Source organism: Mycobacterium sp. 236(2023) (assembly GCF_029623955.1).
Classification (GTDB): domain Bacteria; phylum Actinomycetota; class Actinomycetes; order Mycobacteriales; family Mycobacteriaceae; genus Mycobacterium.
Genome location: NZ_JARSBP010000006.1, coordinates 243,029 through 265,057, shown reverse-complemented (window position 1 = coordinate 265,057; position 22,029 = coordinate 243,029). Strand labels below are relative to the sequence as shown.

17 protein-coding genes and 1 pseudogene are annotated in these 22,029 nt (G+C 67.3%); 14 read left to right on the top strand and 4 right to left on the bottom strand.

The genetic code is table 11. The features are described from left to right. Positions 1–5: 5 nt before the first annotated feature. The 10 genes from P9A17_RS24210 to proB all read left to right on the top strand — a co-directional run bounded on the left by P9A17_RS24210 (position 6) and on the right by proB (position 12,988). The gene (locus P9A17_RS24210; RefSeq protein ID WP_278041287.1) at positions 6–1,286 is read left to right on the top strand and encodes a saccharopine dehydrogenase NADP-binding domain-containing protein; all 1,281 of its coding nucleotides are present in this window, start codon (positions 6–8) and stop codon (positions 1,284–1,286) included. 82 nt (positions 1,287–1,368) lie between these two features. Continuing rightward, on the top strand, positions 1,369–4,044 hold the full coding sequence (locus P9A17_RS24205) for a valine--tRNA ligase (RefSeq protein WP_278041286.1): 2,676 nt from the start codon (positions 1,369–1,371) through the stop codon (positions 4,042–4,044). Further along, entirely contained in the window at positions 4,041–5,450 is a 1,410-nt protein-coding gene (locus P9A17_RS24200; RefSeq protein ID WP_278041285.1) for a folylpolyglutamate synthase/dihydrofolate synthase family protein, read from the top strand. Before P9A17_RS24205 ends, P9A17_RS24200 begins: the two co-directional genes overlap by 4 nt. Continuing rightward, positions 5,447–5,860 carry a DUF4233 domain-containing protein gene (locus P9A17_RS24195; RefSeq protein ID WP_278041284.1) on the top strand — a complete coding sequence of 138 codons (414 nt, stop codon included), beginning with the start codon at positions 5,447–5,449 and terminating at the stop codon, positions 5,858–5,860. Before P9A17_RS24200 ends, P9A17_RS24195 begins: the two co-directional genes overlap by 4 nt. 50 nt (positions 5,861–5,910) lie before the next feature. After that, a complete protein-coding gene (gene ndk, locus P9A17_RS24190; protein WP_278041283.1) occupies positions 5,911–6,321 on the top strand; it encodes a nucleoside-diphosphate kinase in 411 nt (136 codons plus the stop codon). Positions 6,322–6,690: 369 nt separating this feature from the next. After that, positions 6,691–9,579 carry an Rne/Rng family ribonuclease gene (locus tag P9A17_RS24185; protein ID WP_278041453.1) on the top strand — a complete coding sequence of 963 codons (2,889 nt, stop codon included), beginning with the start codon at positions 6,691–6,693 and terminating at the stop codon, positions 9,577–9,579. Positions 9,580–9,734: 155 nt separating this feature from the next. Continuing rightward, on the top strand, positions 9,735–10,058 hold the full coding sequence (gene rplU / locus P9A17_RS24180) for a 50S ribosomal protein L21 (RefSeq protein ID WP_278041282.1): 324 nt from the start codon (positions 9,735–9,737) through the stop codon (positions 10,056–10,058). Between the two features lie 17 nt (positions 10,059–10,075). Continuing rightward, complete coding sequence (rpmA, locus tag P9A17_RS24175; protein WP_278041281.1) at positions 10,076–10,345, top strand: 50S ribosomal protein L27; 270 nt, start codon at positions 10,076–10,078, stop codon at positions 10,343–10,345. Between the two features lie 88 nt (positions 10,346–10,433). After that, complete coding sequence (obgE, locus tag P9A17_RS24170; RefSeq protein ID WP_278041280.1) at positions 10,434–11,891, top strand: GTPase ObgE; 1,458 nt, start codon at positions 10,434–10,436, stop codon at positions 11,889–11,891. After that, positions 11,888–12,988 carry a glutamate 5-kinase gene (gene proB / locus P9A17_RS24165; protein WP_278041279.1) on the top strand — a complete coding sequence of 367 codons (1,101 nt, stop codon included), beginning with the start codon at positions 11,888–11,890 and terminating at the stop codon, positions 12,986–12,988. The genes obgE and proB overlap by 4 nt, the downstream gene beginning before the upstream one ends. A gap of 24 nt (positions 12,989–13,012) precedes the next feature. On the opposite strand, the gene P9A17_RS24160 is transcribed toward proB, so the two are convergent. After that, positions 13,013–13,849 (bottom strand): NAD-dependent protein deacetylase, encoded by an 837-nt coding sequence (locus tag P9A17_RS24160; protein WP_278041278.1) that lies wholly within the window; start codon positions 13,847–13,849, stop codon positions 13,013–13,015. 138 nt (positions 13,850–13,987) lie between these two features. Then, a pseudogene (locus tag P9A17_RS24155) lies at positions 13,988–14,404 on the bottom strand (Hsp20/alpha crystallin family protein); the annotation flags it as partial. 120 nt (positions 14,405–14,524) lie between these two features. Here P9A17_RS24155 and P9A17_RS24150 point away from each other — a divergent pair. Further along, positions 14,525–16,567 carry an NAD(+) synthase gene (locus tag P9A17_RS24150; RefSeq protein WP_278041276.1) on the top strand — a complete coding sequence of 681 codons (2,043 nt, stop codon included), beginning with the start codon at positions 14,525–14,527 and terminating at the stop codon, positions 16,565–16,567. A gap of 21 nt (positions 16,568–16,588) precedes the next feature. On the opposite strand, the gene P9A17_RS24145 is transcribed toward P9A17_RS24150, so the two are convergent. Both P9A17_RS24145 and P9A17_RS24140 read right to left on the bottom strand, forming a co-directional pair. Continuing rightward, complete coding sequence (locus P9A17_RS24145; protein WP_278041275.1) at positions 16,589–17,422, bottom strand: enoyl-CoA hydratase/isomerase family protein; 834 nt, start codon at positions 17,420–17,422, stop codon at positions 16,589–16,591. Between the two features lie 20 nt (positions 17,423–17,442). Beyond that, the gene (locus tag P9A17_RS24140) at positions 17,443–18,294 is read right to left on the bottom strand and encodes a ribokinase (RefSeq protein ID WP_278041274.1); all 852 of its coding nucleotides are present in this window, start codon (positions 18,292–18,294) and stop codon (positions 17,443–17,445) included. A gap of 82 nt (positions 18,295–18,376) precedes the next feature. Between P9A17_RS24140 and P9A17_RS24135 the strand changes: the two genes are divergently transcribed. Genes P9A17_RS24135 through P9A17_RS24125 form a run of 3 tightly spaced genes read left to right on the top strand, consistent with a single transcriptional unit; the run spans position 18,377 to position 21,950 of the window. Beyond that, positions 18,377–19,624: a glutamate-5-semialdehyde dehydrogenase gene (locus P9A17_RS24135; protein ID WP_278041273.1), complete on the top strand. Its 1,248-nt coding sequence runs from the start codon at positions 18,377–18,379 to the stop codon at positions 19,622–19,624. A gap of 17 nt (positions 19,625–19,641) precedes the next feature. After that, entirely contained in the window at positions 19,642–20,517 is an 876-nt protein-coding gene (locus P9A17_RS24130) for a MoxR family ATPase (protein WP_278041272.1), read from the top strand. Continuing rightward, a complete protein-coding gene (locus tag P9A17_RS24125; RefSeq protein WP_278041271.1) occupies positions 20,517–21,950 on the top strand; it encodes a VWA domain-containing protein in 1,434 nt (477 codons plus the stop codon). Before P9A17_RS24130 ends, P9A17_RS24125 begins: the two co-directional genes overlap by 1 nt. The last annotated feature ends 79 nt before the right edge of the window (positions 21,951–22,029 follow it).

Sequence of the window (22,029 nt, the reverse complement as noted above, 5' to 3'; positions counted from 1 at the left end):
CTCTCATGAGCGCAAGCAACGGAGCAAGCGACCAGGCCCACGACCGCGAGTACGACATCGTGCTCTACGGCGCCACCGGGTTCGTCGGGAAACTGACCGCGGAATATCTTGCGTCGGCGGGAGCGGGAGCCCGGATCGCCCTCGCAGGGCGCTCCACCGACCGCCTCCTCGCGGTGCGGGACTCACTCGGCGACGGGGCGAAGGACTGGCAGCTGATCTCTGCTGACGCGTCGCAGCCGTCGACACTCAACGCCATGGCGGCGAGCACGCGAGTCGTCATCACCACGGTGGGGCCGTACCTCAAATACGGTCTGCCACTGGTCGCGGCGTGTGCGGCCGCGGGTACCGACTACGCCGACCTCACCGGGGAGACGTTGTTCGTCCGCAAGGCCATCGACCTCTACCACAAGCAGGCTGTCGACACCGGCGCGCGCATCGTGCACGCGTGCGGATTCGATTCCATCCCTTCCGATCTCACGGTATTCGCGCTGTATCGGCAAGCCGAGCGGGACGAGGCCGGGCAGCTCGGCGACACCAACTTCGTCGTGCGGACGTTCGCCGGCGGCGCGTCTGGCGGCACCATTGCCTCGATGGTCGAGTTCGCCAGGGAGGCGTCCGGAGATCCGGAAGGGCGGCAGCTCGTCAACGATCCGTACACGCTGAGCCCGGATCGCGGCGCCGAACCCGAACTCGGTGCCCAGCCCGACGCACGGTGGAGGCGAGGTCGCGATATCGCGCCCGAACTCAACGGCTACTGGGTCGGAGCGTTCCCGATGGCGATCCCCAACTCGAGGATCGTGCGCCGCAGCAACGCGCTGCTCGACTACGCCTACGGCAGGCGCTTCGAATACGGCGAGCAGATGAGCCTCGGCCGGTCAGTGGGGGCGCCCGTCATCGCGGCCATGGCGACCGCAGGCAACGTCGCGACGATGGAGCTGGGAACCCGCTACATCAACCGGGTGCCCCGTGGCGCTCTGGAGAAGGTGCTGCCCAAGCCGGGAACCGGCCCCGACGCCCGCACGCGTGAGCGCGGCCACTACACCGTGGAGACCTACACCACGACGTCCACGGGTGCGCGGTACGTCGCGAGGATGTCCCAACAGGGCGACCCCGGATACAAGGCGACCTCCGTGCTGCTCGGCGAGAGCGGACTGGCCCTCGCGTTGGACCGAGACAAGCTGTCCGACCTGCGGGGGATTCTCACCCCGGCGGCCGCACTCGGCGACGCGCTGCTCGCCAGATTCCCGGCCGCCAACGTGTCTCTTGAGGTGTCCCGGCTGAAGTAGACGGATGCGTCCGCTCGGCGACATTCCGGGTGGCCTCTTGGGCGACACGAACTAGTTCGCGGCGGCTTCCTAGAATGGCTCGGTGACCTCCCAGCCCAATGCCAGCGGAGACGCCCGCGGCGTCCCAGAGCTCGACGCCCTGCCCAAGTCCTGGGACCCGGGGGCGGTAGAGAGCGATCTGTATGAGGGCTGGGTCAAGGCGGGCTACTTCGGCGCTGACCCCAGCAGCGACAAGCCGCCCTACTCGATCGTGCTGCCGCCGCCCAATGTGACGGGCAGCCTGCACATGGGGCACGCGCTCGACCACACGCTGATGGACGCGCTGACCCGGCGCAAACGCATGCAGGGCTTCGAGGTGCTGTGGCTGCCGGGCATGGACCACGCGGGCATCGCCACCCAGAGCGTGGTGGAAAAGCAGCTCGCCGCCGACGGGAAGACCAAAGAGGACTTCGGTCGCGACATGTTCATCGACAAGGTGTGGGACTGGAAGCGCGAGTCCGGCGGCACCATCGGTGCACAGATGCGGCGTATCGGTGACGGTGTCGACTGGAGCCGGGACCGCTTCACGATGGACGAGGGTCTGTCGCGCGCGGTGCGCACGATCTTCAAGCGTCTCTTCGACGCGGGGCTGATCTACCGTGCCGAGCGCCTGGTCAACTGGTCACCGGTGCTGGAGACCGCGATATCCGACCTCGAGGTCAAGTACGAGGACGTCGAAGGCGAGCTGGTGTCGTTCCGGTACGGATCGATGGACGACGGCGAACCGCACATCGTCGTGGCCACCACCCGGCTGGAGACGATGCTTGGCGACACGGCGATCGCGGTGCACCCCGACGACGACCGCTACCGCGACCTCGTCGGCAAGACACTGCCGCATCCCTTTCTCGACCACGACATCATCGTGGTCGCCGACTCTCACGTCGATCCCGCATTCGGTACCGGCGCAGTCAAAGTCACGCCCGCACACGACCCCAACGACTTCGAGATCGGTCTGCGTCACCAGCTGCCGATGCCCACGATGCTCGACACCAAGGGCCGCATCGCCGACACCGGAACCCGGTTCGACGGGATGGACCGGTTCGAAGCACGGGTCGCGGTGCGCGAGTCGCTGGCGGCCGAGGGCCGCATCGTCGCCGAGAAGCGGCCCTATCTGCACAGCGTCGGGCATTCCGAGCGCAGCGGCGAGCCGATCGAACCGCGGCTGAGCCTGCAATGGTGGGTCAAGGTCGAATCGCTGGCCAAAGCCGCTGGCGACGCTGTTCGCAACGGCGACATCGCCATTCACCCGAAGAGCCTCGAGCCGCGGTGGTTCGGCTGGGTCGACGACATGCACGACTGGACCATCTCGCGGCAACTGTGGTGGGGTCACCGCATCCCGATCTGGCACGGCCCCAATGGCGAGCAGGTGTGCGTCGGGCCGGACGAGACGCCGCCGGAGGGCTGGGAACAGGACCCCGACGTGTTGGACACGTGGTTCTCCTCAGCCCTGTGGCCGTTCTCCACCATGGGTTGGCCCGACCGTACGCCTGAGTTGGAGAAGTTCTATCCGACAAGCGTTTTGGTGACCGGATACGACATCCTGTTCTTCTGGGTGGCCCGCATGGTGATGTTCGGCACGTTCGTCTCGGGCGACGAGACGATCACGCTGGACGGGGCGCGCGGGCCGCAGGTGCCGTTCGAGAACGTCTTCCTGCACGGGCTGATCCGCGACGAGCACGGCCGCAAGATGAGCAAGTCGAAGGGCAACGGCATCGACCCGCTCGACTGGGTGGAGATGTTCGGTGCCGACGCGCTGCGGTTCACGCTGGCCCGCGGCGCGAGCCCCGGCGGTGACCTCGCGATCGGTGAGGACCACGCGCGCGCGTCCAGGAACTTCGCCACCAAACTGTTCAACGCGACCCGTTTCGCATTGCTCAACGGAGCCAGCCCGGCACCGCTGCCTGCGCTCGGAGAGCTCACCGACGCCGATCGCTGGATCTTGGGAAGGCTCGAAGAGGTTCGCGCCGAGGTGGATTCGACGCTCGACGCTTACGAATTCAGCCGGGCATGCGAAGCGCTGTATCACTTCGCCTGGGACGAGTTCTGTGACTGGTATCTGGAACTTGCCAAAGTGCAGCTCGGCGAAGGGGTTTCGCATACGACGGCAGTGCTCGCGGCGGTCTTGGACACGCTGCTGAAGCTGCTGCACCCGGTCATGCCGTTCGTCACCGAGGTGCTGTGGAAGACGCTGACCGGGGGAGAATCGCTGGTCATCGCCGACTGGCCGACGCCGAGCGGATTCGACGTGGATCAGGCTGCGGCGCAACGCGTTGCGGACATGCAGAAGTTGATCACCGAGGTCCGTCGCTTCCGCAGCGACCAGGGTCTGGCCGATCGCCAGAAGGTGCCGGCCCGGTTGTCGGCGATCAGCGGGGCAGGCCTGGACGCCCACGTTCCCGCGGTCACGGCGCTGGCGTGGCTGACGCCGCCCGCCGAAGGCTTCGCGCCGTCGGCCTCGGTGGAGGTTCGCCTGTCCGGCGGCACCGTCACGGTTGAACTCGACACGTCGGGCACCGTGGACGTGGAAGCCGAGCGCCGCAGGCTGGAGAAGGATCTCGCGGCCGCGCAGAAGGAACTGGCCGGAACGTCGGCGAAACTCGGCAATGACGCGTTCCTGGCCAAGGCGCCCGCCGATGTCGTCGACAAGATCCGGGGACGTCAGCAGCTGGCGGGTGAAGAAGTGGACCGGATCACGGCGCGCCTGGCCGCCCTCTCATGACCGAGCCGACACCCGACGAGGTCGCCTCGCTGCTGCAGGTCGAGCATCTGCTCGACCAGCGCTGGCCCGAAACCAAGATCGAGCCGAGCACGGCACGGATCTCGGCGCTGCTGGAGATGCTCGGCTCGCCGCAGCAGGGCTACCCGTCGATCCACATCGGCGGTACCAACGGCAAGACGTCGGTCGCGAGAATGATCGATGCGCTGCTGACTGCGTTCAACCGCAGGACGGGCCGCACCACCAGCCCGCATCTGCAGTCCGCGGTGGAACGAATCTCCATCGACGGCAAGCCGGTCAGCCCCGCGACGTACGTCGAGACCTACCGGGAGATCGAGCCGTTCGTCGAACTCGTCGATCAGCAGTCGCAGGCGGCCGGTGGTCCGAAGATGAGCAAATTCGAAGTCGTCACCGCCATGGCGTTCGCCGCCTTCGCCGACGCGCCCGTCGACGTCGCGGTCGTCGAGGTCGGGCTCGGCGGGCGGTGGGACGCCACGAACGTCGTCAACGCCCCGGTTGCCGTCATCACGCCGATCTCGATCGATCACGTCGACTACCTCGGCGACACTATCGCCCAGATCGCCGGTGAGAAGGCCGGAATCATCACCAGGCAGGCCGACGATCTCGTTCCGACCGACACCGTCGCAGTCCTGGGGCGCCAGGTGCCCGAGGCAATGGAGGTGCTGCTGGCCCAGGCAGTCCGCTCCGATGCCGCTGTCGCGCGGGAGGATTCGGAGTTCGCCGTGCTCGGCCGCCAGGTGGCCATCGGCGGGCAGCTACTGGAGTTGCAGGGACTCGGCGGGCTGTACTCGGAGATCTTCCTGCCGCTGCACGGCGAACATCAGGCCCACAATGCCGTTCTGGCGCTCGCGGCCGTCGAAGCGTTCTTCGGGGCCGGCGCAGACCGTCAGCTCGACATCGACGCCGTCCGGGCCGGGTTCGCGGCCGTCACCTCGCCCGGCCGACTTGAGCGGTTGCGCAGTGCACCAACGGTTTTCATCGATGCTGCGCACAACCCGGCCGGAGCGGCCGCGCTGTCGGAGACTCTGCGCGACGAGTTCGACTTCCGGTTCCTCGTGGGCGTCGTCTCCGTCATGGGCGACAAGGACGTCGACGGCATCCTCGCCGCACTCGAACCGGTGCTCGATCAGATCGTCGTTACCCACAACGGGTCGCCCCGGGCGCTGGAGGTTGCGGCGTTGGCGGTCAAGGCCGAGGAGATCTTCGGCCCTGAGCGGGTCATCACCGCATCGACGCTGCCGGATGCCATCGAGACGGCCACAGCGGTCGTCGAGGACTCCGGAAACGACGGCGACGCCGCGGGAATGAGCGGCGCCGGGATCGTCATCACCGGTTCGGTGGTCACCGCGGGCGCGGCCCGGACGCTGTTCGGAAAGGACCCCGCATGACCGGCACACCCGACCCAGATGTGGCCGGCGGAGTTCCCCCGCTAGATCCGTGGAAGAGCTTCCGCGGTGTCATGGCGGGCACCCTCATCCTGGAAGCCATCGTCGTGCTGCTGGCGCTGCCGGTAGTCGGCGCCGTCGGTCCAGGGCTGACCGGCGTGACGATCGCGTATGTGGTCGGCGTCGCCGTGCTGCTGGTGCTGATGGCGGGTGTGCAAGGGCGCGCCTGGGCCATCTGGGCCAATCTCGGCGTTCAGCTGGTCCTCGTCGCCGGCTGGTTCGTGTATCCCGGCGTCGGCTTCATCGGGCTGTTGTTCCTCATCGTGTGGGCACTGATCGCCTACCTGCGCGCCGAAGTCCTTCGCCGGCAGAAACGCGGCCTGCTGCCCGGGCAGCAGCAGACCAACGACTGAGTTCGCCTCCTCCGTCGGCGCTCGATCGTCGTCCGACTAGAATTCCTGGCGTGACTGAGCGAACTCTCGTCCTGATCAAGCCCGACGGTGTGCAGCGCCGCCTCATCGGAGAGATCATCAGCCGAATCGAAGCCAAAGGTCTCACCGTCGCAGCGCTGGAGCTGAAGAACGTCAGTGACGAGCTGGCCCGTGCCCACTACGCCGAGCACGAGGGCAAGCCGTTCTTCCCGTCGCTGCTCGAATTCATCACTTCGGGGCCTGTCGTCGCGGCGATCCTCGAAGGTCCGCGCGCCGTTGCGGCGTTCCGGCAGTTGGCCGGCGGGACCGATCCCGTCGAGAAGGCCACACCCGGCACCATCCGTGGTGACCTGGGCCTGGAGACCCAGTTCAACCTGGTGCACGGTTCCGATTCGCCGGACTCCGCCGCCCGCGAAATCGACCTCTGGTTCCCCGGTCTCTGACGCTGTCTCGCCCGAGCTAACCCAGCCTTCTCGGTTCACCCGCCGGGATGTGGGATACTGGTCGCGGGTGACCGGCCTTACAACCCGGGTCGGCCATCCGAATGAAGACTTCGACGAGCGCGACCACCGCTACATCGGTGCGGCGCAGACCGTCCGGCCATCATTCAGACAGGCACCGAGACCGTTCCTTCGGGATCACTCGGAGCGAGACCATAAAAAGTCCGGGAGTAGGTAGCCCGGATACAGAATCGGAAGCCCTCGCGTGGCCGCGTCAGCAAACTGACGCGCCCGGGGGCTTGAGGAGAATACGTGGCTGACAATGAGCACTTTCAAGCACCAACTCACGACCTCGGGGAAGAGCCTCAGCACATAGCTGATGCCCCCGAGCAGGCAAAGGGCTCTCCGCCACCCGAAAAGGTTCGCGTCCATTCGCTGGCCAGGGTGCTCGGGACGACCAGCAGGCGGATCATCGACGCCCTGATCGAGCTCGACGGCCGGACGCGCAGCGCCCACTCCACAGTGGGGCGCGAGGAGGCCGACCGCATCCGCGAGGTCCTGGCCGCTCCAGAACCCGAGGCCACCCCCGAGCCGGCGGCTGACATCGCCACCGACGCCGTCGAGGCGCAGGCTCAGCCCGACCCAGAGGCAGCAACGGTCGAAACCGCTGAGCAACCGCCCGCCGAGGAGGAGCCGGAATCCCGCCTGATCCTCGAAACGCCGAGTTCGCCGCCGACCGTGCAGCCGGCGGAATACCTACCGCTGTTCGTCGCGCCTCAGCCGGTCCGTTTTGAAGACCGGGTCGCCGACAGCGACGACGACAGTTCCGACAGCGACGACTCCGACGACGCCGACGACTCGGATTCCGACTCCGACGACGACCAGTCGGGACGGCCCGCGGCCAAACGTCGCAGGCGTGGCCGCCGGGGCCGGGGCCGCGGTCGCGGTGAACAGAACGGCGACGAGTCCGGTGACTCCGACACCGACGGCGACACCGACAACGAGCAGTCTCAGTCCGGCGAGTCCGCGGAGGATCCCGACGACGACGGCGGCGATGACGACGGCTCGGGTGGCGACGCGAACAACCGCAGGCGTCGCCGTCGTAGGCGCCGCAAGTCCGGCTCCGATGAGTCCGGCGACAGCAACGGCTCGCCCGACGACCCGCCCAACACCGTCGTGCACGAGCGCGAACCCCGGAAGTCCGGCAAGGGCGACAAGGGCGACAAGAACGACGAGATCCAGGGCATCAGCGGTTCGACCCGGCTGGAAGCCAAGCGTCAGCGTCGAAGGGACGGCCGCGACGCCGGACGGCGCAGGCCGCCGATCCTGTCCGAGGCCGAGTTCCTGGCCCGTCGCGAAGCCGTCGAGCGGACGATGGTGGTCCGCGACAAGGTCCGCACCGAACCGCCGCATGAGGGTGCGCGCTACACGCAGATCGCGGTTCTTGAAGACGGCGTCGTCGTCGAGCACTTCGTCACATCTGCCGCGTCGGCCAGCCTGGTCGGCAACATCTACATCGGCATCGTCCAGAACGTGCTGCCGTCGATGGAGGCAGCCTTCGTCGACATCGGCCGCGGACGCAACGGCGTGCTGTACGCCGGCGAGGTCAACTGGGAGGCCGCTGGCCTCGGCGGTGCGCAGCGCAAGATCGAGCAGGCGCTCAAGCCCGGCCAGTACGTCATCGTGCAGGTCAGCAAGGATCCCGTCGGCCACAAGGGCGCCCGCCTCACCACGCAGGTGTCGCTGGCCGGCCGTTACCTGGTCTATGTGCCGGGTGCGTCGTCGACCGGCATCAGCCGCAAGCTACCCGACACCGAGCGCCAGCGTCTCAAGGAAATCCTGCGCGAGGTTGTCCCGTCCGATGCGGGCGTGATCATCCGGACCGCATCGGAAGGGGTGAAGGAAGACGACATCCGCACCGATGTGGAGCGGCTGCAGTCCCGCTGGACCGAGATCGAAGCCAAGGCAGCCGACATCATCGCGAAGAAGGCCGGTGCCGCCGTCGCGCTGTACGAAGAGCCCGACGTGCTGGTCAAGGTGATCCGCGACCTGTTCAACGAAGACTTCTCGGGTCTGATCGTGTCGGGCGACGACGCGTGGAAGACGATCCACGACTACGTGACCGCGGTGGCGCCGGAACTGCTTCCGCGCATGAAGCAGTACGAGCCTGCCAGCCCCGACGGTCCCGACGTCTTCGCCGTCCACCGCATCGACGAGCAACTCACCAAGGCGATGGACCGCAAGGTGTACCTGCCGTCGGGCGGCACGCTGGTCATCGACCGCACCGAGGCGATGACGGTCGTCGACGTCAACACCGGCAAGTTCACCGGTTCGGGCGGCAACCTCGAACAGACGGTCACCCGCAACAATCTCGAAGCTGCCGAGGAGACCGTGCGCCAGCTGCGGCTGCGCGACATCGGCGGCATCATTGTCATCGACTTCATCGATATGGTGCTGGAGTCCAACCGGGACCTGGTGCTGCGCCGGCTGACCGAGGCGCTGGCCCGCGACCGCACCCGACACCAAGTGTCGGAGGTGACGTCGCTCGGGCTGGTCCAGCTGACCAGGAAACGCCTGGGTACAGGCCTGATCGAGGCGTTCTCGACCACCTGCACGCATTGCGCGGGTCGTGGCATCGTGCTGCACGGCGACCCGGTTGACACTGCGGCGGCTCCCAACGGCCGCAAGTCCGAATCCGGGGGCAACAGCGCCGGAAGTGGGCGGCGCGGCAAGCGCGGCAAGCGTGGGGGCCGGACGGAGCAGCCGGAGCAGGACGTGCAGGTCGCCAAGGTGCCGGCGCACTCGCCGGGTGATCACCCGATGTTCAAGGCGATGGCTGCGGCCAACGGCAAGCACGACGATGACGAGGACGGTGACGACACCGCCATCGCCGCGGAGGACGTGGCCGAACTCGACGCCGATGCTGCTGCCATCGCGACCGAAGATGCGGACGACGACTACAGCGACGACGACGCTGATGACGACTCGGACGACTCCGAGGATTCGGACGACGACATCGACCTCGACGATGACGATGACGATGACGATGACGACGACGACATCGACGAGCTTGACGATGATGATGATGATGACGACGACGAGGATTCGGACGAGGACGACGACTCCGACGAGGACGACTCCGACGACGATGGTGACGACGACGACGACGACGAGGAAGAGCACGTAGCCGTCGCCCCACCGGCGGGGAGGCAGCGCAGGCGTGCTGCTGCGCGACCCGCTGGTCCGCCCAGTAACGACTGAGCGGTTTGATTCTCTACCCGCTGGTCACGTACCCTTGACCAGTTGTCTCCAGGCTTGTCGATGGCTGGCCGGAGACGGGACGAGATCCCACCCAGACCCGCACGCACACCCGCAGGTGCTGCGCGCCCGCACGTAGAGCAGAGGAAGACCAAGCGATGGCAGCGAACACAGCCACGTACGCGATCGTCAAGACCGGCGGCAAGCAGTACAAGGTCGCCGCCGGCGATATCGTCAAGGTGGAGAAGCTTGACGTCGAGCCCGGTGCTTCGGTCTCGCTGCCCGTCGCCCTTGTCGTCGACGGCGCGAACGTCACCACGGACGCCAAGGCGCTGGAGAAGGTCGCCGTCACCGGCGAGGTTCTCGAGCACACCAAGGGCCCGAAGATCCGTATCCACAAGTTCAAGAACAAGACCGGCTATCACAAGCGCCAGGGCCACCGTCAGCAGTTGACGGTGCTCAAGGTCACCGGCATCAAGTAACGACGGGAGCGACAGACATGGCACACAAGAAGGGCGCTTCCAGCTCACGCAACGGTCGCGACTCAGCCGCCCAGCGGCTCGGCGTCAAGCGGTTCGGCGGGCAGGTCGTCAAGGCTGGCGAGATCCTCGTCCGTCAGCGCGGCACGCACTTCCACCCCGGCGTCAACGTCGGTCGTGGCGGAGACGACACGCTGTTCGCCACGGCGCCCGGCGCCGTCGAGTTCGGCACCAAGCGTGGCCGCAAGACGGTCAACGTCGTGCGTCCCACCCCAGCCGTCGAGGCGTAGGCCCTTTACGTCGGAATCGACGTTTTGCGCCGACCGCCTCCGCGTTCCGGCCTGCAAAACGTAGATTTCGTCATGGAAAGGTTCTCCGATGCCCCGGTTCATCGACCGCGTCGTCATTCACGCGCGGGCGGGTAACGGCGGCAACGGCTGCGCGTCGGTCCACCGCGAGAAGTTCAAACCCCTCGGCGGGCCCGACGGCGGTAACGGCGGTCGCGGCGGCAGCATTGTTTTCGTCGTCGATCCGCAGGTCCACACGCTGCTGGACTTTCACTTCCACCCACACGTGGTTGCCCCGTCGGGCAAGCAGGGTGCGGGCAGCAACCGCGACGGCGCTGCCGGTGCCGATCTCGAGGTGAAGGTCCCCGACGGGACAGTCGTCCTCGACGAACACGGCCAGATCCTCGCCGACCTCGTCGGTGCGGGCACCCGTTTCGAAGCCGCCGCGGGCGGTCGTGGCGGATTGGGCAACGCCGCGCTGGCGTCCCGCGCCCGTAAAGCTCCGGGCTTCGCGCTCCTCGGCGAGCAGGGCGACACGCGCGATCTGACCCTCGAGCTCAAGACGGTGGCGGACGTCGGTCTGGTCGGGTTCCCGTCGGCGGGTAAATCCTCGCTCGTGTCGACAATCTCGGCAGCCAAGCCGAAGATCGCCGACTACCCGTTCACCACGCTGGCGCCCAACCTCGGCGTTGTCTCGGCGGGGGAGAACACGTTCACCGTCGCCGACGTTCCCGGTCTGATCCCGGGCGCCTCCGAGGGGCGCGGCCTCGGTCTGGACTTCCTGCGGCACATCGAGCGGTGCGCGGTGCTGGTGCACGTCGTCGACTGCGCGACGTTGGAGCCCGGTCGCGATCCGATATCCGACATCGAAGCTCTCGAAGCGGAGATCGCGGCATACGAGCCGACGTTGCAGGGCGATTCGACGCTCGGCGATCTCGCCGAACGTCCCCGCGCGGTGGTGCTCAACAAGATCGACGTGCCGGAGGCGCGCGAACTGGCCGATTTCGTCCGCGACGAGCTTGCCGAGAAGTTCGGCTGGCCGGTGTTCGAGATTTCCACGGTCGCACGAGAAGGACTGCGGCCGTTGACGTTCGCGCTGTGGGACATGGTGGCCGCCTATCGTGCGACCCAGCCCGCCGCGGTGCCGCGCCGCCCGGTGATCCGGCCGATCGCGGTCGACGAGACGGGCTTCACGGTCCAATCCGACGGGCAGGGCGGCTTCATCGTCAAAGGCACCAGGCCGCAGCGGTGGGTGGCACAGACCAACTTCGACAACGACGAGGCGGTCGGGTACCTGGGTGACCGGTTGGCGCGCCTGGGCGTCGAGGACGAACTGCTCAAACTGGGTGCACGGCCCGGCTGTGCGGTGACGATCGGCGACATGACGTTTGACTGGGAGCCGCAGACCCCGGCCGGTGTCGACGTGCACATGTCGGGACGCGGGACCGACATCCGGCTCGAACAGACCGACCGGGTTGGGGCCGACGAACGCAAGGCCGCGCGCAAGGCGCGCCGGCAGAGTGGCGACGAGTCCCCGGATACGGCGTGAGCGCGCACAGGGACGCGATCCGCAGCGCCCGTTCGGTCGTCGTCAAGATCGGCACCACGGCCCTGACCACCCCTTCGGGTGTGTTCGACACGAGCAGACTGCAATCACTGGCCGATGCCATCGAGGCGCGGATGAAGGCCGGCTCCGACGTCGTGATCGTCTCATCGGGCGCCATCGCGGCGGGCATCGAGCCGCTCGGGCTGACCAAACGCCCCACGGACCTCGCCACCAAACAAGCCGCGGCCAGCGTCGGCCAAGTGGCACTGGTCAATTCGTGGAGCGCGGCGTTCGGGCGCTATGACCGCACCGTCGGGCAGGTGCTGCTCACCGCGCACGACATCTCGATGCGGGCGCAGCACACCAACGCCCAGCGCACACTCGACCGGCTGCGAGCCCTGCACGCGGTCGCCATCGTCAACGAGAACGACACGGTCGCCACCAACGAGATTCGGTTCGGCGACAACGACCGGCTCTCGGCGCTGGTGGCACACCTGGTCGGGGCGGACGCGCTGGTGCTGCTGTCCGATATCGACGGACTGTACGACAGCGACCCGCGAAAAGGGAACGCCCGCTTCGTCTCCGAGGTATCCGGGCCGGACGACCTTGAGGGCGTGACGGCGGGCCGTGGAAGTCACCTCGGCACGGGCGGCATGGTGTCGAAGTTGTCATCGGCACTGCTGGCCGCCGATGCCGGTGTACCTGTGCTTCTCGCTGCGGCCGCGGAGGCGGCGGCCGCCCTCGACGACGCCTCGGTGGGCACGGTGTTCGCGGCGCGACCGGAGCGGATGTCGGCGCGACGGTTCTGGGTGCGCTATGCCGCCGAAGCCGCAGGTGCGCTGACCCTCGACGAGGGTGCCGTCAGAGCCGTTGTGCGGCAGCGTCGTTCGCTGCTGCCGGCAGGTATTTCAGCGCTGTCGGGTCGGTTCTACGGCGGCGATGTCGTCGAGTTGCGCAACACCGACGGGGCGATGGTCGCCCGGGGTGTCGTCGCCTACGACGCCGCCGAACTGGGCACGATGCTCGGCCGTTCCACGTCAGATCTTCCCGCCGAGATGCGCAGGCCCGCCGTGCATGCCGACGACCTCGTGGCCGTCTAGAGGCAATGCCCGCGGCCCCGCTGATCACACCGGGCTGGTGAGGGCCGGCAGTTCGTCGGCGAGCAGCGCCAGCATCGGCGAACAGCCATTGTCGATCTTCACCGTCGCCAGGTCATCGCCGCGGGTCGGTCCGCGGTTGACGATCGCGACCGGTATTCCCGCCGCGGCCGCGTGACGCACGAAACGGTATCCGGAGTACACCGTCAGCGACGATCCTGCGACGAGCAGCACTTCAGCGTCGTCGACGAGTGAATAAGCCTGTTCGACACGAACTTTGGGCACACTCTCGCCGAAGTAGACGATATCCGGTTTGAGCATCCCGCCGCATCGCGGACAGTCGACGATCCGGAACGATGCGGTGTCGGCGACGACGGCATCGGCGTCGGGCGCCACCGCGATCCCGCCCGGCGAGGCCACGCTCTCGGCGAAGCCCGGGTTGGCCTCCTCAAGAAGATCGGCAAGGACTGCACGCGACATCGTGTGCCCGCAGTCCAGGCAGATCACCCGCGCATAGGTGCCGTGCAGGTCGATGACGGTCTGACTGCCCGCCTTCGAGTGCAGCAGGTCGACATTCTGGGTGATCAACCCGACGACAGCGCCGGCGCGCTCGAGTGCCGCCAGGGCGCGGTGCCCGGCGTTGGGCTGCGTCTGGTCCATGTGTCGCCACCCGAGGTGGTTGCGGGCCCAGTAGCGCTGCCGGAACTCCGCGTCGGAGGTGAACTGGCGGATCGTCATGGGATTGCTCGGCGGTGAGTCGGGACCCCGATAGTCGGGGATCCCCGAATCCGTGGAGATCCCCGCGCCGGTCAGCACCGCGACGCGTCGGTCCCTCAGCAGGGCGACGAGTTCGGGTGCTTCCACACAATCGAATGTAGGTGATCAGCTCTGGTGGCTGTGTTCCTGCTGGTCAGAGTGGTCAACACTGCTGTTTGTGCGAGCCTGGGCGTCGTCGTCATCCTCGATGTCGTCGTCTTCGGTCTCGAACCCGACGATCTCGACGACCTCGATGTGCCTTTCGATCCGGTTCTCGTCCGACAGCGGTACCGAAACGGTCAGGATCCCGCGGTCGTAGATGGCGTTGACGTCGTCTTCGTCGGCGCCGTCGGGCAGCGGGAGGCTGCGGCTGAAAGAGCCGTAACTGAACTCGGAGCGGCCGACCGTGTCCCCGGGGCGGGAGCGCTCGGCGGTGATGATGACCCGCCCGTCACGAACTGTGACCTCGATGTCTTCCTCGGGATCCACTCCGGGAAGTTCGGCCCGGATTTCGTACATGTCGTCGTGCAACTCGTCCTCGACGCGGATGGCGCGGTTGTCGAAGAGCGGGCGCAGCGCCGGGAAGGACGGCAGGTTGTCGAACAGCTCGACGAGCTCGGAGAGCAGCGGCAATGACTGGCGTTGGGTGGCAACCTTGTTCATGCGATCACCATGCGCGCCACAGGAGAAATCTTCGGATCGGCAGCGGTGCGGCCGGGGAAACGACAAGCCAACACGGGCCCCACTACCAGTGGTCCGCCGAAACCGGCCACAATGGGGGCGATGGACTTCTATTCGGCTTACCACCAGGGGTTTGTGCGCGTCGCCGCCTGCACGCAGCAGGTTTCGATCGCTGATCCCGCCTCGAATGCCGTCGCCGTTCTCGAGGTCGCGCGCGAGTGCGACGCCGACAGCGTGGCCGTCGCCGTCTTCCCGGAGCTGACGCTGTCGGGGTACTCGATCGAGGACATCCTGTTGCAGGACGCTCTGCTGGAGGCCGTCAACGAGGCACTGCTCGAGGTCGTGGCGGGGTCGAGCTCGTTGATGACGGTGCTGGTCGTCGGCGCCCCGCTGCGGTTCGGACACCGGATCTACAACACCGCCGTCGTCATCCATCGGGGCAGCGTTCTCGGAGTCGTCCCCAAGTCCTACCTGCCCACCTATCGCGAGTTCTATGAGCGTCGCCAGATGGCGGCGGGCGACGACGTGCGCGGCGTGATCCACATCGGTGACGTGGACGTTCCCTTCGGTTCTGACCTGTTGTTCGCCGCCACCGACATCCCGGGATTCGTCCTGCACGTCGAGATCTGCGAGGACATGTTCGTCCCGATCCCGCCGAGTGCCGAAGCGGCGCTGGCCGGTGCGACGGTGCTGGCCAACCTGTCGGGCAGCCCCATCACCATAGGCAGGGCCGAGGACCGCACGTTGCTGGCCCGCTCCGCGTCGTCGCGGTGTTTGGCCGCTTACGTCTACGCCGCGGCGGGCGAGGGAGAGTCGACCACCGACCTCGCGTGGGACGGCCAGACGATGGTGTGGGAGAACGGGGTGTGCCTGGCTCAGTCAGAGCGTTTCCCTTCGGGTGTACGCCGTTCCGTCGCCGACGTCGACCTGGAGCTACTGCGTGCCGAGCGGTTGCGGATGGGCACGTTCGACGACAATGCGGTCCACCACGGCATCACCGCCGACGACTACCGGCGCGTCGAGTTCCTGCTCGACCCTCCGCCTGGTGACATCGGATTGCGCCGCGAGGTCGAACGTTTCCCGTTTGTGCCGTCGGATTACTCTCGGCTGCAACAGGATTGCTACGAGGCCTACAACATCCAGGTGTCCGGTCTGGAGCAGAGGTTGCGGGCGATCGGCTCGCCGAAGGTGGTCATCGGCGTCTCGGGCGGTCTGGACTCCACACATGCGCTCATTGTCGCCGCCCGCGCGATGGACCGGCTGAGCCGGCCGCGCAGCGACATCCTTGCGTTCACCCTCCCCGGTTTCGCCACGGGAGACCGCACCAAGGGCAATGCCGTTCGCCTCGGCCAGACGCTCGGTGTCACCTTCTCCGAGATCGACATTCGGCCGACCGCCGAGCTGATGCTCTCCGAGATCGACCACCCCTTCGGGCGTGGCGAGAAGGTCTACGACATCACCTTCGAGAACGTGCAGGCCGGGCTTCGTACCGACTACCTCTTCCGGCTGGCCAATCAGCGCGGCGGCATCGTGCTCGGCACCGGTGACTTGTCCGAACTGGCGCTGGGCTGGTCCACATACGGTGTCGGCGACCAGATGTCGCATTACAACGTCAACGGGGGCGTACCCAAGACACTCATTCAGCACCTCATCCGCTGGGTGATCTCGTCGGACCAATTCGACGCCGCGGTGAACGACGTCCTGGCGTCGGTGCTCGACACCGAGATCAGCCCCGAGCTTGTGCCCGCGGGGGAGGATGAGGAGATCCAGAGCAGCCAGGACAAGGTGGGTCCGTATGTGCTGCAAGACTTCTCGCTATTCCAGGTGTTGCGGTTCGGGTTCCGTCCGTCGAAGGTTGCCTTCCTCGCGTGGCATGCGTGGCACGATGCCGCCAAGGGGGACTGGCCGCCGGGCATTCCCGAGGACAAGCGTCCGGCCTACTCGCTCAAGGAGATTCGGCACTGGTTGCAGGTGTTCGCGCAGCGGTTCTACTCGTTCTCGCAGTTCAAACGCTCGGCACTGCCCAACGGGCCCAAGGTTTCACACGGCGGGTCACTGTCGCCGCGCGGGGATTGGCGTGCACCGTCGGACATGTCGGCGCGCACCTGGCTCGACGAGATCGAGAAGTCGATCCCGGAGGCTTAGCGGCTGTCGGCAAGCCGCCGGTTAGAGCCTGCCGTCGATCCGCAGGTCTGGGTGCACCCAGTCGGGGGACCGGCGCTCCTTGAACGACATGAACCCCTCGATGGATTCGGGGGCCCCGAGACTGGCCTGCATGCCGATGCGGTCGTAGAGCCCGATGTAGTCGTCAAGGCTCGACTTGATGACGGCCCTGGCTTTCGGCGCGGTCCGGCAGCACGCCGCCAACACTTCCCGCGCGGCATCCTGCAGTTCGTCATGGGGGACCAGGCGCGCGACCATGCCCCAGTCGAGGGCTTCCTCGGCGCTCAGGGTTCTGCCGGTGAGCATCAGGTCGCGCGTGCGGACCGGGCCGATGAGCCGGGCCAGCATGTGGCTGTAATACGTGTCGGCGATGCCGCGGTAGAGCTCGGGCACACGGAAGGTGGCGCGGTCGCTGACGACGGCCATGTCGGAGCACAGCGCGATCTGCAGGCCGCCGCCCTGGCACAACCCGTTGACCGCCGCCACAACGGGTTTGGCCGACTGCCGCAGCGTGTCGAACGGCAGAGCGTCCATGCCCAGTGCGGGGCCGAACGTCATCCAGTTGTCGGCGCCGCCGCCGCCCATGTCACCGCCGGGCGCGAACACATCGCCGGTACCGGTGATGAGCAGGCCCGCGAGGTCGGGGTCGGCCTCGACGTGTTTGACCGCGTATTTGATGCCGAAGTACATCGCCGGGGTCATCGCGTTGCGGGCTTCGGGGCGGTCCAGCCGGCACACCCCGAAGGCGCCTTCGCGGGTGAAGTGGAGGTAGGGGGTGCCGAGCCAGTCGCCTTCTGGGGGGCGGGCGGGAGACGGCACTGGGGGCCTTGGCGTCATCTGTGCAGTCCTCCTGTCGCTCAGGACGCTTCGATGACGTCCTCGATAGCCTCACTGTAAGGGGCACAGTCACCGGCACCGGCGACCAGTGTCGCCAGCGCCCCCGCCGCACAGGCGCGGGTCAGCGCGTACTCGGGTCCGTGCAGCCAGTTCGCCGCGAGCACCCCGGCGAACACGTCGCCCGCGCCGGTGGTGTCGACGGCTTCGACGGCGGGTGCCGCAACGTCGAAGCGCATCTCCCCGAGGTGCGTGACGCCGAGCGCGCCACGGGTGATGACCAGGTGCCGTACCTCGAGATCGGTCCAGGGCGGCGCCTCGTCCTCGTTGACGACGACGACGTCGAACAAACCGGCGAGCGCGGACGGATCGGCGGGGGTGGGGGACGCGTTGAGGATCACGACGGCACCTGCGGACCGTCCGGTGCGCGCGGCCGCGACGGCGGTGTCGATCGGGATCTCCAGCGAGACGAGGACGACGTCGCTGTCGGCGACGACAGCCTGCGCCGCCGGCGAGCTGAGCGACAGGTGCGCGTTGGCGCCGGGTGCGACGACGATGCAGTTCTCGGCCGCCGCGTCGACGAGGATCGCCGCCGACCCGCTGGGGCCGGGTACGCCGGCGATTCCCCGCAGGCCCACGCCGTTGGTCTCCAGATGGGTGTGCAGTTGTTCGGCAGCGCCGTCGGTGCCCAGTGCGGCGACGAGTTGGACGTCGGCGCCGGCGCGCGCCGCGGCCACGGCCTGATTGCCGCCCTTGCCTCCAGGGGAGGTCATCAACGAGGACGCCAGAACCGTCTCGCCCGGCTTCGGAAGGGCATCCACGGTGAAGGTGAGATCGGCGTTGACACTTCCCACCACGCAGAGCCGCGTCGCCATAGCGGTCAACGCTAGCGCGTCAGCAGACAACTACCGCTAGACACGTGTCGAACGGATCAGACACATTCGATACGCTGGCCCGATGAGTGTTCAGGCCCCGTCCGTCCCTGATCTGCGCCAGCAGGTTCACGACGCTGCGCGGCGCGCCCGTGCCGCAGCGCGTGGGTTGGCGACGCTGAGCACCGAGACCAAGAATCAGGCGTTGCGCACCGCCGCCGACCACGTCCTGATGAACACGCGAGTGATTCTGGAAGCCAACGAGGGTGACCTCGCCGCGGCCCGCGCCGCCGGCACCCCCGAGGCGATGCTGGACCGCCTTGCGCTGAACCCGGCCCGTGTGGAGGGCATCGCCGACGGTTTGCGACAGGTGGCCGGCCTGCCCGACCCGATCGGCGAGGTGCTGCGCGGCCGTACGCTGCCCAACGGGCTGCAGTTGCGTCAGCAGCGCGTTCCGCTCGGGGTGGTCGGAATCGTGTACGAGGGTCGCCCGAACGTCACCGTCGACGCCTTCGGTCTGACGTTGAAATCCGGCAATGCGGTTCTGCTGCGGGGAAGTTCGTCGGCGGCACGATCCAATGCCGCGTTGGTGGACGCGTTGCGCGCTGCGCTGGCCACCGAGGGCCTCGACGTCGACGCGGTGCAACTGCTCCCGAGCGAGGACCGCGCCAGCGTCACCCACCTGATTCAGGCGCGTGGTCTGGTCGACGTCGTCATCCCGCGTGGCGGAGCCGGTCTGATCGACGCCGTGGTCCGAGACGCGCAGGTACCCACGATCGAGACCGGCGTCGGCAATTGCCATGTCTACGTTCACGAATCGGCTGATCTCGACATGGCCGAGAGCATTCTGCTGAACGCCAAGACGCGACGCCCGAGCGTATGCAACGCGGCCGAGTCGCTGCTGGTCGATGCAGCGATCGCCGATATCGCGGTGCCGCGGCTGATCGACGCCCTGCAGGCGGCGGGTGTGACAGTGCACGTCGACCCGTCGGAGGACGAACTGCGCGCCGAGTTCCTGTCGATGGACATCGCCTTGGCGGTGGTCGACGGGCTCGACGCTGCGATCAGCCACATCAACGAGTACGGCACCGGCCACACCGAGGCCATCGTGACGACGAATTTCGCTGCCGCGCAACGTTTCACCGAGCGCGTCGATGCTGCGGCGGTGATGGTCAACGCGTCCACTGCGTTCACCGACGGAGAGCAGTTCGGTTTCGGCGCCGAGATCGGCATCTCCACCCAGAAACTGCACGCCCGAGGCCCGATGGGCCTGCCCGAACTGACGTCGACCAAATGGATCGTGTGGGGCGACGGCCACACCCGTCCGGCCTGAACTTTGAGGAGCAATACGTGAGCGTCCCTGCAGGCATCGAGCCGCTGTTCGCCGACATCGACGATGTCGCGCGCCGGTTCGCCGAAACCGGCTACCTGCCGGACACCGCCACCGCCACCGCGGTGTTTCTCGCCGACCGGCTGGGCAAGCCGCTGCTGGTGGAAGGCCCGGCCGGTGTCGGTAAGACCGAACTTGCCCGCGCCATCGCGCAATCCACCGGTTCGGGCCTGGTGCGCCTGCAGTGCTACGAGGGCGTCGACGAGTCCCGCGCGCTCTACGAGTGGAACCACGCCAAGCAGATCCTGCGGATTCAAGCGGGCCACGGCGACTGGGACCAGACCCGCGATGACGTCTTCTCCGAGGAATTCCTGCTGACCCGTCCGCTGCTGACCGCGATCCGGCGCACCGATCCGACCGTGCTGCTGATCGACGAGACGGACAAGGCCGACATCGAGATCGAAGGTCTGCTGCTGGAGGTGCTCAGCGATTTCGCGGTGACGGTGCCCGAACTCGGCACCATCACTGCCCAGCGCAGACCGCTGGTGGTGCTGACGTCAAACGCGACGCGGGAGTTGTCCGAGGCGCTCAAACGTCGATGCCTGTTCCTGCACATCGATTTCCCCGACGCCGACCTCGAGCGACGGATCCTGCTCTCCCGTGTGCCCGAGCTGCCCGAGCGTCTCGCCGAGGAACTGGTGCGCATCATCGGTGTCATGCGGGGCATGGCGCTCAAGAAATTGCCGTCGGTCGCCGAGACCATCGACTGGGGCCGCACTCTGCTGGCCCTGGGGATGGACACCATCGACGACGAAGTCATCGCCGCGACGCTGGGCGTGGTGCTCAAGCACCAGTCCGACCAGATCAAGGCTGCCGGGGAGCTGAGGCTCAACTGATGCCGCCGCGCCGCGTTCGCCCGCCACAGCCGTTGGCGCCCCACGGAATCCCTGGCCACCTGGTCGAGTTCGTGGAGGCGCTGCGCGGCCAGGGCATTGCGGTGGGGCCGTCGGAGACCGTGGATGCCGGCCAGGTGATGGCCACACTGGGCTTGGCCGATCGTGCGGTGCTGCGGGAAGGACTGGCGTGCGCGGTGTTGCGCCGCTCCGATCACCGTGAGACCTACGACGCGCTGTTCGACCTCTACTTCCCGGTCGCTCTCGGTGCGAAGACCGTGCTCGACGACGAGAACGATGACGACGGTCTGCCGCCCGAGGACATCGATGCGCTCCGTCAGGCGTTGGTCGACATGCTCACCGACAATGAGGAACTCGCCAATCTCGACGAGCGCCTGGCGGCGATGATCGCGCAGATTGTCGAAGCCTACGGCCGGTACAACTCCAGCCGCGGGCCGTCGTACTCGTCGTATCAGGCGCTCAAGGCGATGAGTCTGGACGACCTGGAGGGCCGGCTGCTCGCGGGTCTGTTGGCGCCGTACGGCGACGAGCCCACCCCCACCCAGGAGCAGATCGCCAAAGCTCTTGCCGCACAGCGCATCGCGCAGCTTCGCAAGATGGTCGAGGGCGAGACCAAACGCCGTACCGCCGAGCAGCTCGGCCGCGATCACGTGCAGATGTACGGGGTGCCCCAGCTGGCCGAGAACGTCGAGTTCCTGCGCGCGTCCGGCGAGCAGCTGCGCCAGATGCGCCGCGTGGTCGGTCCGCTGGCCCGGACATTGGCCACCCGGCTGGCTGCACGGCGCCGGCGATCGCGGGCCGGGGAGATCGATCTTCGCAAGACGCTGCGCAAGTCGATGTCCACCGGTGGTGTGCCGATCGACGTGGTGCTCAAGAAGCCGCATCCGGCCCGTCCGGAGCTGGTTGTGCTGTGCGACGTGTCCGGATCGGTCGCGGGTTTCAGCCATTTCACGCTGCTACTGGTGCATGCGCTGCGCCAGCAGTTCAGCAGGGTGAGGGTCTTCGCGTTCATCGACACCACCGACGAGGTCACCGAGTTGTTCGGCCCCGACGCGGATCTCGCCGTCGCCGTACAGCGGATCACCCGCGAAGCTGCGGTCTACACCCGCGACGGGCACTCCGACTACGGCCACGCGTTCGTGTCGTTCCTCGACAAGTTCCCGAATGTGCTGTCGCCGCGCAGCTCGCTGCTGGTGTTGGGTGACGGGCGAAACAACTACCGCAATCCGGAAACGGACCTGCTGGCCCACATGGTCAACGCCAGCAGGCACGCGCACTGGCTCAACCCGGAGCCCAAGCACCTGTGGGGCAGCGGTGATTCGGCTGTGCCCCGCTACGAGGACGTCATCACGATGCACGAGTGCCGGTCGGCCAAGCAGCTGGCTGCGGTCATCGACGCGCTGCTTCCCGTCTAGTTTCCGGGTCCGCGCGCGTTTGGGCAGCGCTCGGCGGGTGAACACTCGAAGAGCGCGATCCAGCCCACGAAAGGAAATG